Origin of the sequence: Cellulomonas sp. CW35, from assembly GCF_052378485.1 — a bacterium.
GTDB lineage: Bacteria > Actinomycetota > Actinomycetes > Actinomycetales > Cellulomonadaceae > Cellulomonas > Cellulomonas uda.
The window spans coordinates 2,146,679-2,159,069 of the sequence record NZ_CP199000.1 but is presented as its reverse complement, the minus strand read 5'-3'; the positions used below and the strand labels follow the sequence as shown (position 1 = coordinate 2,159,069).

At 76.0% G+C, this 12,391-nt stretch carries 12 protein-coding genes; 9 read left to right on the top strand and 3 right to left on the bottom strand.

The window, feature by feature from the left end; genetic code table 11:
- The first annotated feature begins 82 nt into the window (after window positions 1-82).
- From ACT17Q_RS09890 to ACT17Q_RS09870, 5 genes are read left to right on the top strand one after another with little or no spacing between them, the layout of a single operon-like run.
- Complete coding sequence (locus ACT17Q_RS09890; protein WP_444662169.1) at window positions 83-664, top strand: YbjN domain-containing protein; 582 nt, start codon at window positions 83-85, stop codon at window positions 662-664.
- A gap of 48 nt (window positions 665-712) precedes the next feature.
- Window positions 713-1,480 carry a hypothetical protein gene (locus tag ACT17Q_RS09885; protein WP_444662167.1) on the top strand — a complete coding sequence of 256 codons (768 nt, stop codon included), beginning with the start codon at window positions 713-715 and terminating at the stop codon, window positions 1,478-1,480.
- Window positions 1,477-2,436, top strand: a complete 960-nt coding sequence (miaA, locus tag ACT17Q_RS09880; protein ID WP_444662165.1) for a tRNA (adenosine(37)-N6)-dimethylallyltransferase MiaA — start codon at window positions 1,477-1,479, stop codon at window positions 2,434-2,436. The genes ACT17Q_RS09885 and miaA overlap by 4 nt, the downstream gene beginning before the upstream one ends.
- Window positions 2,433-3,410: a diaminopimelate epimerase gene (gene dapF, locus ACT17Q_RS09875; protein WP_094179789.1), complete on the top strand. Its 978-nt coding sequence runs from the start codon at window positions 2,433-2,435 to the stop codon at window positions 3,408-3,410. Before miaA ends, dapF begins: the two co-directional genes overlap by 4 nt.
- A complete protein-coding gene (locus ACT17Q_RS09870; RefSeq protein ID WP_444662163.1) occupies window positions 3,407-3,775 on the top strand; it encodes a TlpA family protein disulfide reductase in 369 nt (122 codons plus the stop codon). Before dapF ends, ACT17Q_RS09870 begins: the two co-directional genes overlap by 4 nt.
- Here ACT17Q_RS09870 and ACT17Q_RS09865 read toward each other — a convergent pair.
- Both ACT17Q_RS09865 and ACT17Q_RS09860 read right to left on the bottom strand, forming a co-directional pair.
- Window positions 3,703-5,166 carry an MFS transporter gene (locus ACT17Q_RS09865; protein ID WP_232514632.1) on the bottom strand — a complete coding sequence of 488 codons (1,464 nt, stop codon included), beginning with the start codon at window positions 5,164-5,166 and terminating at the stop codon, window positions 3,703-3,705. The two genes, ACT17Q_RS09870 and ACT17Q_RS09865, sit on opposite strands and share 73 nt — an antisense overlap.
- 36 nt (window positions 5,167-5,202) lie before the next feature.
- On the bottom strand, window positions 5,203-5,823 hold the full coding sequence (locus tag ACT17Q_RS09860; RefSeq protein WP_268533517.1) for a methyltransferase: 621 nt from the start codon (window positions 5,821-5,823) through the stop codon (window positions 5,203-5,205).
- Window positions 5,824-5,951: 128 nt separating this feature from the next.
- Between ACT17Q_RS09860 and hflX the strand changes: the two genes are divergently transcribed.
- Entirely contained in the window at window positions 5,952-7,496 is a 1,545-nt protein-coding gene (gene hflX / locus ACT17Q_RS09855) for a GTPase HflX (protein ID WP_094179792.1), read from the top strand.
- Window positions 7,497-7,512: 16 nt separating this feature from the next.
- Here the strand turns inward: hflX and nhaA are convergent, their stop codons facing one another.
- Window positions 7,513-8,823, bottom strand: a complete 1,311-nt coding sequence (gene nhaA / locus ACT17Q_RS09850; protein WP_444662160.1) for a Na+/H+ antiporter NhaA — start codon at window positions 8,821-8,823, stop codon at window positions 7,513-7,515.
- Window positions 8,824-8,973: 150 nt separating this feature from the next.
- Here nhaA and ACT17Q_RS09845 point away from each other — a divergent pair, with 150 nt between their 5' ends.
- The 3 genes from ACT17Q_RS09845 to ACT17Q_RS09835 are packed head-to-tail and all read left to right on the top strand — an operon-like array spanning window position 8,974 to window position 12,285.
- Window positions 8,974-9,669, top strand: a complete 696-nt coding sequence (locus tag ACT17Q_RS09845) for a TetR family transcriptional regulator (protein WP_268533523.1) — start codon at window positions 8,974-8,976, stop codon at window positions 9,667-9,669.
- 49 nt (window positions 9,670-9,718) lie between these two features.
- Entirely contained in the window at window positions 9,719-10,642 is a 924-nt protein-coding gene (locus ACT17Q_RS09840) for an ABC transporter ATP-binding protein (protein WP_444662157.1), read from the top strand.
- Entirely contained in the window at window positions 10,639-12,285 is a 1,647-nt protein-coding gene (locus ACT17Q_RS09835) for an ABC transporter permease (RefSeq protein ID WP_444662155.1), read from the top strand. The genes ACT17Q_RS09840 and ACT17Q_RS09835 overlap by 4 nt, the downstream gene beginning before the upstream one ends.
- Window positions 12,286-12,391: the final 106 nt, after the last annotated feature.

The following is a 12,391-nucleotide window of genomic DNA, read 5'->3' as shown; positions in this document are numbered from 1 at the left end:
GACACTACCCGGGCCCCCGCGCGGGATCGCGGTGGGCGTCCCGAACCGTGGACGGGCGGACGGGCGGCGTCGCGCTCGCCCGGTGCGCCGCGCGCGGGCTAGGGTCGCGACGATCGCGCACGACGACGACGAGGACGGTGCCCCCGTGGGCTTCTTCACCAGGAACGACCAGCCCGAGACGGCAGCGGAGGCGCCCGGGCGCTCGACCACCCTCGAGCCGCTGTCGAACGAGCGGATCACCGCCGTCCTCGACGCGCACGGGTACCGGTACGCGATCGACTCCGACGGCGACATCGGGGGGATCTGGGACGACCACGTCTTCTACTTCGTGCGCATCGGGCCGGAGCGCGAGTTCCTGCAGGTGCGCGGTCGCTGGTCGCGCGCGGTGCCGGCGGCGGCGTACCTCGAGGTGCTCGAGCTCGTGAACGAGTGGAACACCTCGAAGGTGTTCCCCAAGACGTACGTGCGCGTCGAGGAGGACCAGCTGGGCGTCTACGCCGAGCACGCCGTGGACTACGCGCACGGGCTCGCGGACGAGCAGCTCGACCAGCATCTGAGCTGCGCCGTGTCGACCGCGCTCGCGTTCTTCGCACGGCTCGACGAGGCCTACCCGCAGGCGGTCGAGGAGCACCGCGCGCGCATCGCCGCGGCGCGCGAGGGCTGACGTCACGCCCCGCGCGGGGCGTGCCCGGTGAGCGGCTAGGTTCGGTGCATGCTCGTCGCCGCCGCGCTCGTCCCCGACACCGTGCTCCTGGTCCCCGGGGCGAGCGGACGCACGGACGCTGCGGGTGCGCTCCGCGCGGCGGCCGTGGGGGCGGTCGCGTCCGCCGTGCGCGCCGCCGACCGCGTGGTCGTGGTGGCGCCCGACGACGGCGCGGCAGGGTCGACGGCCGACGACGTCGTCGCGCTCGCCGGACCGGTCTCGGCGTCGCTCGCGCCCGTCGGTGTACCGGACCACCTGCTCGCCGACGCCGTCGGGGGCGACCTCGTCGCGGTGTCCTCCGTACGGACGCAGGGGCGCCGGGTGGCGCCGCCCGGCGCCTCGCTCGCGCTGCACCTGCTCGCCGCGGCCGGGCGGTCCGGGCCGACGGGGTGCCTCGTGGTCGCGCGCACGCCGCGCGCGGGGGCGGCGGGCGCGCTGCGGACGGCGGGACGGGCGGCGGTGGGCGAGGGACGCACGGCGCTGGTCGTGGTCGGCTCGGCGAGCGGTCGGCACGGGCCGGACGGCCCCCTCGCCGACGACCCCGCCGCTCCCGCGTACGACGCACGCCTCGTCGCCGACCTGGCGGCGGCCGACCCGGACGCGCTCGACCGGCTCGCGGGGCTCGTCGCCGACGAGGCCGCGGCGCTCGCGGTGACCGGCTGGGGACCGTGGCAGGTGCTGCTCGGCGCGCTCGACGGGGCGCGCGTCGTCGCCGACGTGCGCGGCGTGCTCCTGCTCGGTGCGCAGCACGTCGTCGGGACGTGGGTGGCGGCGTGAGCCCGCTCGTCGTCGCCGTCGTCGGCCCCACCGCGACCGGCAAGTCCGACCTCGCGGTCGAGCTCGCGCTCGCGCTCGGCGGCGAGGTGCTCAACGCCGACGCGCTGCAGCTCTACCGGGGCATGGACGTCGGGACCGCCAAGCTCACGCCCGCCGAGCGGCGCGGCGTGCCGCACCACCTGCTCGACGTGCTGGACCCGCGTGACGAGGCCAGCGTCGCCGACTACCAGGCGCTCGCGCGTGCGGCGGTCGACGACTGCCACGCCCGCGGCGTGCGGGTCGTCGCGGCGGGCGGCTCCGGGCTGTACGTGCGGGCGCTGCTCGACCACATGGAGTTCCCCGGCACGGACCCGGCCGTGCGCGCCCGGCTCGAGCAGCGCGTCGAGGAGGAGGGGTCCCGTGCGCTGCACGCGGAGCTCGAGCGCGTCGACCCGACGGCCGCGGCGTCGATCGGTCCGCGCAACGCACGTCGCGTCGTGCGGGCGCTCGAGGTCATCGCGCTCACCGGCCGGCCGTACTCGTCGTCGCTGCCGCAGCACGTGTACGAGGTCCCCGCGGTGCAGATCGGGCTCGACTGCGACCGTGCCGTGCTCGACGAGCGCGTCGCCGCACGCACGCGGCGGATGTTCGCCGACGGGCTGGTCGACGAGGTCGAACGGCTCCTCGCGCACGGCATGGGGCGGACCGCGGCACGGGCGGTCGGGTACGCCGAGACGGCCGCGCTGCTGCGCGGCGAGCTCACGACCGACGGGGCGCGGGACGCGATCACGGCCGGCACGCGGCGCCTGGCCCGCAAGCAGATGGGCTGGTTCGGGCGGGACCCGCGCGTGCACTGGCTCGACTCGCGCGACCCGGACCTCGTCGCGCACGCGCTCGCGCTCGTCGCGCGGGCCGACGCGGGCCGTCTCGGACACGCCACGGACGACCCGTCGCCCCGCCGTAGTCTGGGCTCATGACCGCCGCCGTGGACGTCGCCGCCGGCACCGGCCCGGGCGCGACCGGGACCCTGCACGTCACCAAGGGGCACGGGACCCAGAACGACTTCGTGCTGCTCGACGACCGTGACGGGCGCCTCGACCTGAGCGCGGCGCTCGTGCGCGCGCTCGCGGACCGACGCGCGGGCGTGGGCGGCGACGGGGTGATCCGGCTCGTCGGCACGCAGCACGTCGCCGAGGGGGCGCACCTGCTCCAGGCCGCTCCCGACGCGCGCTGGTTCATGGACTACCGCAACGCCGACGGCTCGGTCGCGGAGATGTGCGGCAACGGCGTGCGCGTGTTCGCGCTGTACCTCGACCGGCTCGGCCTGTGGGACGACGGCGACGAGCTCGCGGTCGGTACGCGCGCGGGCGTCATGCGGGTGCGCCGGGTCGCCGTGCCGCAGGACGTCACGGACGGGGCGTGGTTCGCGTTCGACATCGGCCGCTGGCACCTGCCCGGCGGGGCCGCCGCCCAGAGCGCGGGGTTCGACGCCGAGGTCACGGTCGCGGGCCTCGACGTCGCGCGGCCCGCGCTGAGCGTCGACGTGGGCAACCCGCACAGCGTGCTCGCCCTGCCCGACACCGCGGTGCTCGACGCCGCCGACCTCGTGACCGCGCCCCGGGTGGAGCCCGTGCCCCCGTACGGCACGAACGTCGAGCTCGTCGTGCCGCTGGGCGAGTCCGTCGTCGACGGCAGCCTCACGGGCAGGTTGCGCATGCGCGTGCACGAGCGCGGTGTGGGGGAGACCCGCTCGTGCGGCACGGGAGCGGTCGCCGCCGCGATGGCCGTGCGCACCTGGGCGGGCCCGGGCGCGCCCGACGTCTGGCTCGTGGACGTGCCGGGCGGCACGGTCCGGGTCACCGCGCTCGCGGACTCCCGCGCGGAGCTCGCAGGGCCCGCGGTGCTCGTCGGCGAGATGGACGTCGACGTCACGGCCCTCCTCGGCGCGTGAGCGCCTCGCAGGTCCCGGTGATCTCGCCCGCGGAGCTGGGCGGGCCGCTCGGGGAGCGCGCCACCGTCGTCGAGCTGTCGAGCACGTTCTGCCAGCCGTGCCGCATGGCGCGGGTGGTGCTCCAGCGCGCGGTGGGCACGGCCGAGGGCGTCCGGCTGGTCGAGCTGGACGTCGCCGGACGGCTCGGGGAGCGGCTGGGGCGTCGGCTCGGTGTCCTGAGCACGCCGACCGTGCTGGTCCTCGACGCCGACGGCGTCGTGCGGCACCGCGCGGCCGGGGTGCCGCGGCTCGCTCAGGTGCGCGCGGCGCTCGGGTCGGTGGGCTCCACGGCGGACGCCGGCGACCCGGCGGGGCCGGTGGCCTGACGCGCGGCCACGCGTCGCGCGACCACGGCCGACCCGGCGGCGAGCACCACCGTGAGCGCGAGGCACGCGACGTAGGGTGCGTCGCCGCCCTGGTCGGCGGCCGCCGCGAACACGACGCCGGTCACCGCGAGCGCCATCGACGCGCCGATCGAGTCCGCCACGGACAACGCCGAGCTGTTGGTCCCTGCGGCCTCGCGCGAGGAGTAGCGCAGCACGAGCACCGTCTGGCGGGCGTACGTCAGCCCCATCCCGAACCCGGCGGTCGCCCACGTCACGACGAGCACGGGCACGGGTGCGTGCACCGCCGCGGCGAGCGTCGAGGCCGCGATCCCGAGCGCGACGACGATCGTGCCCACGCGGATCGCGCGCTCGTGACCGAGCCGGGTCTCGCCCAGCCGGCCCTGCAGCCACGACGCGAGCGCCCACGTGAGCGCGGCGCCCGTGAGCGTGACCCCCGCGAGCGTCGCCGCGACGTCGTACCGGCGCGTGAGCAGGTACGGCAGGTACACCTCGGCACCGAAGAACGCGCCCGCGAGCAGCCCGCGCGACGCGACGACCGCGGGCAGCCCGCGCACCGCGCGCAGCGTCCCCGCGGGGACGAGCCGGGCGAGGGCGACGAGCGCCACGCCACCGCCGACGACCGCGGTCGCCGTGGTCGCCGCGCCGGTGAGCTCGGCGCTCGCGCCGAGGGCGAGCACCGCGACGGCCGCGAGCACCGCCCAGGCGACGCGGCGTGACGCCACGCGCGAGCCGCCCGCGGCACGGTCCGGCGCGGCCCGGGACGCGTCCGCGGGCTCGGGTGCGCCGACCGGGGCGACGCGGCGCAGGACCACCGCCACCACCGGCACGACGAGGACGGCGACCGCGAGGAACACCCACCGCCAGTGCAGGTGCTCGGTCACGAGACCGGCGACCGGCGGCCCGACGAGCGACGGCACCACCCACGCCGCGGAGAAGCCGGCGAACACGCGGGGGTGCAGCTCACCCGGGTAGAGCCGGGCGACGACGACGTACGACACGACGGTGAGCGCGCCGCCGCCGAGGCCCTGCAGGAGACGGCCGCCGGCGAGCACGACCATCGTCGGGGCGAGCCCGGCCACCACGAGGCCCAGGACGAACGCACCGGCCGCGGCCACCAGCGGCCGCGCAGGGCCGGTGCGGTCCGCCCACGCGCCCGCGAGCACCATCCCGACGACGCCGGAGGCGAGCGGTGCGGCGAACGCGACCGCGTACAGGCCCGCGCCGTCGAGCTCGAGCGAGACGGTGGGCATCACCGTGGTGACGGCGAGCGACTCGAACGCCGCGAGGAAGACGATCGCGCACAGCGCCCACGTCGTGGCGCGCAGCCGGGTCCAGGCGGCGCGGGCGTCGGGGGTCACGGCGGCAGGCACCGGAGCACCTTAGGCACCCGCACCCACGCCGAGCGGTCAGCGGGCGTCGTCGGCCGCCGTGATCTCCAGCACGCGGAAGCCCTTGGCGCTCGCCCGGCGCGTCACCTCCGCGCGCCCCGCGAGCTCGTCGGACAGCCACCGGTGCAGCGAGTCCGCACCGAGGTTCTTGCCGACGACGAGGTGGGCGCGGCCGCCCGGGGCCAGGCGCGGGAGCCAACGCAGGAGCAGCTCGTGCAGCGCCTGCTTGCCGACCCGGATCGGCGGGTTCGACCAGAGCGCCGCGAACCGCACGTCGTCGGGGACGTCGTCGGGCTGCACGGCCCGCACGTTCGTCGCCCCGGCCGCGGCCGCGTTGTGGCGCACGAGGTCGAGCGCGCGCTCGTTGACGTCGACCGCCCACACGCGCGCGTGCGGCGAGCGCAGCGCGAGCTCGAGCGTGATCGGTCCCCACCCGCAGCCGAGGTCCAGCAGGTCCCCGACCGCCGGGGGTGACGGGACCTCGTCGAGCAGCACCCGCGTCGCGTGGTCCACGTGGTCGGGGGAGAACACCCCGCCCGCCGTCTGGAGGGTCAGGTCGCGTCCCGCGAGGTGCACGACGACGGTGCGGCGCTCGTCGGGGGACGCGGGCCGCGCGGTGAAGTAGTGGTCGGCTGCCACGGGGCGAGGGTATCGCTGCGCCGGGAGCGAAAACGCGTCGCCGCGTCGCCGGGGGCGTGCGACCCTGGACGGGACGCGGGAGGCGTGCGCCCCCGCGTGGACCGCACCAGCGACGTCGAAGGAGCCGCGTGAGCGAGACCCACAGCACCACCACACCGAGCCCCACGCCGGACGAGCCGCGCTCGCCCCAGCAGGTGGCCGACGACGTGGTGGCGCGGGTGCTCGCGAGGGCGGGGACCGCGCTGCACGCCGGCGGCACGGTGCACTCCTCGTACGACGGCGACCAGCTCGACCTCGAGGAGCGCACGTCGCTGCGCCGCGTGGCGGGACTGTCGACCGAGCTCGAGGACGTCACCGAGGTCGAGTACCGCGAGCTGCGCCTGGAGAAGGTCGTGCTCGTCGGCGTGTGGGGCTCGTCCGGCGCGGGCGCGGCGAACGGGACGCTCGGCGAGGCCGAGGTGTCCCTGCGCGAGCTCGCGGCGCTGGCCGAGACCGCGGGCTCGCAGGTCCTGGAGGGGCTGCTGCAGCGCCGCGCGAAGCCCGACCCGGGCACGTACCTCGGCTCCGGCAAGGCCGCCGAGCTCGCGTCGGTCGTCGCCGCGGTGGGGGCCGACACCGTCGTGGTCGACGGCGAGCTCGCACCCTCGCAGCGCCGCGCGCTCGAGGACATCGTGCGGGTCAAGGTGGTCGACCGCACGGCGCTGATCCTCGACATCTTCGCCCAGCACGCCAAGTCGCGTGAGGGCAAGGCGCAGGTCGAGCTCGCGCAGCTCGAGTACCTGCTGCCGCGCCTGCGCGGCTGGGGCGAGTCGATGTCCCGCCAGGCCGGTGGCCAGGTCGGCGGCGCGGGCGCGGGCATGGGCTCGCGCGGACCCGGTGAGACCAAGATCGAGCTCGACCGCCGGCGCATCCGGAACCGGATGGCCAAGCTGCGCCGCGAGATCGCCGCGATGCAGCCCGCGCGGCTGACCAAGCGCGCGTCGCGCCGCCGCAACGCGATCCCGTCGGTCGCGATCGCCGGCTACACCAACGCGGGCAAGTCCTCGCTGCTCAACCGGCTGACGAACGCGGGCGTGCTCGTCGAGAACGCGCTGTTCGCGACGCTCGACCCGACCGTGCGTCGTGCGGAGACGGTCGACGGCCGCGTCTACACGCTCGCCGACACGGTCGGGTTCGTGCGTGCGCTGCCGCACCAGCTCGTCGAGGCGTTCCGCTCGACGCTCGAGGAGGTCGCCGACGCGGACCTCATCCTGCACGTCGTCGACGCCTCGCACCCCGATCCCGAGGGGCAGATCGCGGCCGTCCGCCACGTCTTCGCGGACATCCCCGGCGCGATGGACGTGCCCGAGATCATCGTGCTCAACAAGGCGGACCTGGCGTCGCCCGAGGCGATCGCCCGGTTGCGCTCGCGTGAGCTGCACTCGATCGTCGTCTCGGCGCACAGCGGTGAGGGCATCGCGGAGCTGCAGGCCCTCATCGCGGACCAGCTCCCGCGGCCGGGGGTCAGCGTGGACGTGGTGGTGCCGTACCACCGCGGCGACCTGGTGAGCCGCGTGCACGAGCACGGCGACATCGACCACGAGGAGCACACGGCCGACGGGACGGCGCTGCGCGCGCGCGTCGACGAGTCGCTGGCCGCCGAGCTCGAGGCCGCGGCGGTCCGCCGCGCCTGAGCGTCACGCCTGAGCGTCACGCCTGGGCGTCGTCCGCCTCCTCGAACGCGTCGGGGACGCCGTCGCCATCGGAGTCGAGCCGCTCCGCCTGCTCGATCCGGCGGTACGCGCGGTTGCGGGCGCGGAGCAGGACGGCCGCGACGCCGGACGCGACGACAGAGCCCGCGAGCACGCCCACCTTGACGTGCTCGGCGCGCACCGCGGAGTCGAACGCGAGCTCGCCGATCAGCAGCGACACGGTGAACCCGATCCCGCCCAAGGCGGCCACGGCGACGACGTCCCACCAGCTCAGGGCCGGGTCCAGCCGGGCGCGGGTCACGCGCGCGACGAGCCACGTGGTGCCGAGGATGCCGACGAGCTTGCCCACCACGAGCCCCGCGACGATGCCGAGCGCCACCGCGTCGGTGAGCGAGGTGCGCAGGCCGTCCAGCCCTCCGACGCTCACCCCGGCGGCGAAGAACGCGAACACCGGCACCGCCACGCCCGCCGACAGCGGCCGGAACCGGTGCTCGAGGTGCTCGGCCGGTCCCGGCCCGGCGGTGGGCCCGCCGGCCCGCGCGCTGCGCACGACGGGGACGGTGAAGCCGAGCAGCACGCCGGCGACGGTCGCGTGCACCCCGGACGCGTGCATGAGCGTCCACGCGCCGAACGCGAGCGGGAGCAGCAGCCAGCCGGAGCGGACCCGACGCTGCACGGCCACCGCGAAGACGGCGACGAGCGCGAGCGCGCCGAGCAGGGGCGTGACCTGCACCGTGTCGGTGTAGAACACCGCGATCACGGTGACGGCGAGCAGGTCGTCGACGACGGCGAGCGTGAGCAGGAAGGTCCGGAGCGCGGCGGGCAGGTGCGTGCCGACGACCGCGAGCACCGCGAGTGCGAACGCGATGTCCGTCGCCGTGGGGATCGCCCACCCGTCCAGCGCGTCGCCGCCGGACCGTGCGGCGACCACGACGTAGACGACCGCGGGGACGACCATGCCGCCGACGGCCGCGAGGACCGGCAGCGCGGCGCGCCGGGGATCGCGCAGGTCGCCCGCCACGAACTCGCGCTTGAGCTCCAGGCCGACGACGAAGAAGAAGATCGCCAGGAGGCCGTCGGCTGCCCAGGTACCCAGCGACAGGTGCAGGTGCAGGGCCTCGGGCCCGACCTCGTGGTCGCGCAGCGCCCTGTAGGACGCAGCAGCAGGGGAGTTGGCCCACACGAGAGCGACGACCGTCGCTGCGAGGAGGAGGGCGCCTCCCACGGTCTCCTTGCGGAGGATCTCCGAGACGCGGCGGGTCTCGGGCCACGAGCGGCGCGACAGCAGGGTGGTGGGTGCGATCGGCATGCGGGGAGTCCTCGGGGTCGGCGACGATGACGCCGACCAGGCTTCCCGGCACTCCGGGTCCGATCCTACGACGCCCGTGGCGTGGGCGCGGAGCCGCTTCTCGGCAGGCCGGCGTTGTCTGCGGCTGGTCACGCGTATAGGCTACTGGTCATGCATACAGCACCGGTGCCGGGTGGTCGCCCGGCGAGCGAGCTCACCGCGTGGGCGAGGATCCGCGACGCGGCGATCGAGTGCTTCGCCGAGCAGGGGTTCGACGCGCCGTTCCGTGTCATCGCCGAGCGGGCCGGCGTCTCGCCCGGACTCATCACCCACCACTTCCGCTCCAAGGCCGAGCTGCGCGAGCAGTGCGACACCGAGGTGCTGCGCCGCTACGAGGCGCTCAAGACGAGCAGCCTGGGCGACCCCAGCGCGTTCCTGCTCGCGAACCTCGCCGAACCCGGGCCCGCCGCCGTGCTCGTCGTCTACATGCTGCGCGCCGTCCACGCCGGCGGCGCACCCGCGCGGCGCTTCCTCGACCACCTCGTCGACAAGGCCCGCGAGGTCATGCGGGCGGGCGTCGAGTCGGGCCTGCTGCGGCCGTCGCGCGACGAGGAGGCGCGGCTGCGCCACCTGGTCCACCAGACGATGGGCGCACTGGTCGTCCAGTTCCTCACGCTGCCCGACGCGACGCCGCACGCGCTGGTCGAGGCGATGGCCGCGCGCCAGCGCGAGCAGGTGCTGCCGACCCTCGAGCTGTTCACGGAGGGCCTGCTCACCTCACGCCGCATGCTCGACGACTACCTGCTGTACGTGGGCGACCCGCCGACCGGCCGGCCGCAGCCGCAGCCGCAGCACGAGAGCGCGTGACGGCACCCGCCGCCCGCGGCGTCCATCCCCACCCACCCGAGGTGCAGCCATGTCCAGCACCCTGGCCCTCCAGGTCGAGGGCCTCCACAAGAGCTTCGGTCCCGCCCGTGCGCTGCGCGGCCTGGACCTGACCGTCCCCACCGGCGAGGTCGTGGGCTTCCTCGGCCCCAACGGAGCCGGCAAGACCACCGCCATCCGCGTCCTGCTCGGCCTCCTCAAGGCCGACGCCGGGTCCGTGACCCTGCTGGGCGGCGACCCGTGGACCGACGCGGTCCGGCTGCACCGCCGCATCGCGTACGTCCCCGGCGACGTCACGCTGTGGCCCAACCTGACCGGGGGCGAGGCGATCGACATCCTGAGCCGGATCTCCGGACGTCTCGACCCGCGCCGCAAGGCGGCCATGCTGGAGCGCTTCGAGCTCGACCCGACCAAGAAGGCGCGCACCTACTCGAAGGGCAACCGGCAGAAGGTCGCGCTCGTCGCCGCGCTCGCGTCGGACGCCGAGCTGCTGCTGCTCGACGAGCCGACGAGCGGTCTCGACCCGCTCATGGAGGCGGCGTTCACCGAGTCCGTCCGCGAGCTCAAGGCGCAGGGGCGGTCCGTCCTGCTGTCGAGCCACATCTTCGCCGAGGTCGAGAAGCTCGCCGACCGGGTCACGATCATCCGCGAGGGCGTCACCGTCGAGTCCGGGACGATCGCGCAGCTGCGTCACCTCACGCGGACCCAGGTGACCGCGGTGCTCGACGGCGGCGCCGACGGGCTCACCGAGCTGCCAGGGGTGCACGACCTCGTCGTCGTCGACCGGCACGTCACGTTCGCGGTCGACGAGTCCGCGCTGCCCGCGGTGCTCGCGCGCGTCGCGGCGCTCGGCCCCCGCTCGCTCGTCGCGACCCCCCCGTCGCTCGAGGAGCTGTTCCTGCGCCACTACGGCGAGGAGCTCGCGGCCCTGGCGGGCGAGGGAGGACGCAGGTGACCACGACCCTGGCGCGCCGCGCGCCGGCTCGCACCACCCGACGCGGCGCGGACGACCTGGCGGGCCTCGCGCCGATGGTCCGCCTCGTCGTGCGCCGCAACCGCGTCCGCCTGGTCGTGTGGCTCGTCGTGCTGGTCGCCCTGGTCGCCTACGTCGCGTCCTACTACCGCGAGCTGTTCTCGACCCAGCAGGCGCTCGACGAGTTCGCGGCCGTGTCCGACACGCCGGGCATCCGCGCGCTCACCGGGCTGTCGCCGGTCGCGAACACGCTCGGCGGGGCGGTCTGGACGAAGAGCTGGATGACGCTCGCCCTGTCCCTCGCGCTCGGCGTGGTCTTCCTGGTCACACGCAACGGTCGTGCGGACGAGGAGGCGGGCCGCACCGAGCTCCTGCGCTCGCGCGCGCTCGGAGTGCACGCGCACGCGGCGGCGTCCTGGGTGGTCCTCGCGGCGCTCTGCCTCGCGGTCGGGGCCGGGGTGGCCGCCGTGTCGGTGTCGCAGGGGCTCGACCCGCAGGGTGCGGGGATCGCGGGGTCGCTCGTGCTCGGGGCGTCGGTCACGGGCGTCGGTCTGTTCGGACTCGGGGTCGCCGCCGTGTCCGGGCAGGTGGCGGCCACGGCGCGCGGGGCCAACGCGCTCGCCGCGTGCGTCGTGCTCGGGTGCTACGTGCTGCGCATGATCGGCGACCTCGGGGACGGCACGCTCACCTGGGCGTCCCCGATCGGCTGGGCGCAGGAGGCGCAGCCGTTCGCCGGCAACCGTTGGTGGCCGCTCGTGCTGCTCGTCGTCGTGAGCGTCGGCCTGTGCGCGGTCGCGGTCGCCGTCGAGGGTGTGCGGGACCACGGCACGGGGCTGCTCGCGGCGCGCCCCGGTCCTGCCTCGGCGCCCGCCCGGTTCGGGTCGCCGCTCGGGCTCGGGCTGCGCCTGCAGCGCGGGCCCGTCGTCGGGTGGAGCCTCGCGGTCGTGCTGACGGCCCTGCTGTTCGGCTCGGTCGTCGACGCCATGACCGACCTCATGGACGACGTCGGCGGTGACGCGACCGCCATCCTGGGCGGGACCGGGGTGAGCGCGCTGCTCGCGCTCCTGGCGAGCATGATCGCCCTGGTCACCGCGGTGTTCGCGATCCAGTCCGCGCTGACGCTGCGCGCCGACGAGGCGACCGGGATCCTCGAGCCGCAGCTCGCCGGCGCGCTGTCGCGCACGCGGTGGGCGCTCGAGCGGCTCGTGATCCCCGTCGTCGGCTCGGCCGTGCTGCTCGTCGTCGGCGGTGCGACCCTCGGCGCGGTCCACGGCTCGACCGTCGACGACCCCGCGCAGGCCGCCGTGATGGCGGGCGCCGCGCTGGCGTACTGGCCCGCGGTCATGGTGCTCGTCGGTCTCGCGGTCGCGCTGCTCGGGTGGGCCCCGCGGCTCGCCCTGCCGGTCACGTGGGGCGTGCTGGTGGCGATGTGGATCGCGACGATGCTGGGCGAGGTCCTCGGGCTGCCCGCCTGGCTGCTCGACGCGCTGCCGTTCGCCGCCGTCCCGTACCTGCCCCTCGAGGAGCTCGCCTGGGCGCCGCTGGCCGTGCTGACGGCCGTGGCCGTCGGGCTCGGCTCGACGGGCCTGCGCCGGTTCGCGCGGCGCGACGTCGAACCCGCCTGACGCCGGCATCCGACCAGCCGCCCACCCCACCGGCCGCGCACGCCACCGGCCGCCCACCCCACCGGCCGCCCACCCCACCGACCGGTGGGGTGGTCCGGGCTTCCCA

What these genes read in the sequence shown, in the direction of transcription:
- ACT17Q_RS09840 (WP_444662157.1), top strand. Translation starts at nt 9,719, where the DNA reads ATGTCCAGCACCCTGGCCCTCCAGGTCGAGGGCCTCCACAAGAGCTTC.
- ACT17Q_RS09885 (WP_444662167.1), top strand. Translation starts at nt 713, where the DNA reads ATGCTCGTCGCCGCCGCGCTCGTCCCCGACACCGTGCTCCTGGTCCCC.
- nhaA (WP_444662160.1), bottom strand. Translation starts at nt 8,823, where the DNA reads ATGCCGATCGCACCCACCACCCTGCTGTCGCGCCGCTCGTGGCCCGAG.
- dapF (WP_094179789.1), top strand. Translation starts at nt 2,433, where the DNA reads ATGACCGCCGCCGTGGACGTCGCCGCCGGCACCGGCCCGGGCGCGACC.
- ACT17Q_RS09845 (WP_268533523.1), top strand. Translation starts at nt 8,974, where the DNA reads ATGCATACAGCACCGGTGCCGGGTGGTCGCCCGGCGAGCGAGCTCACC.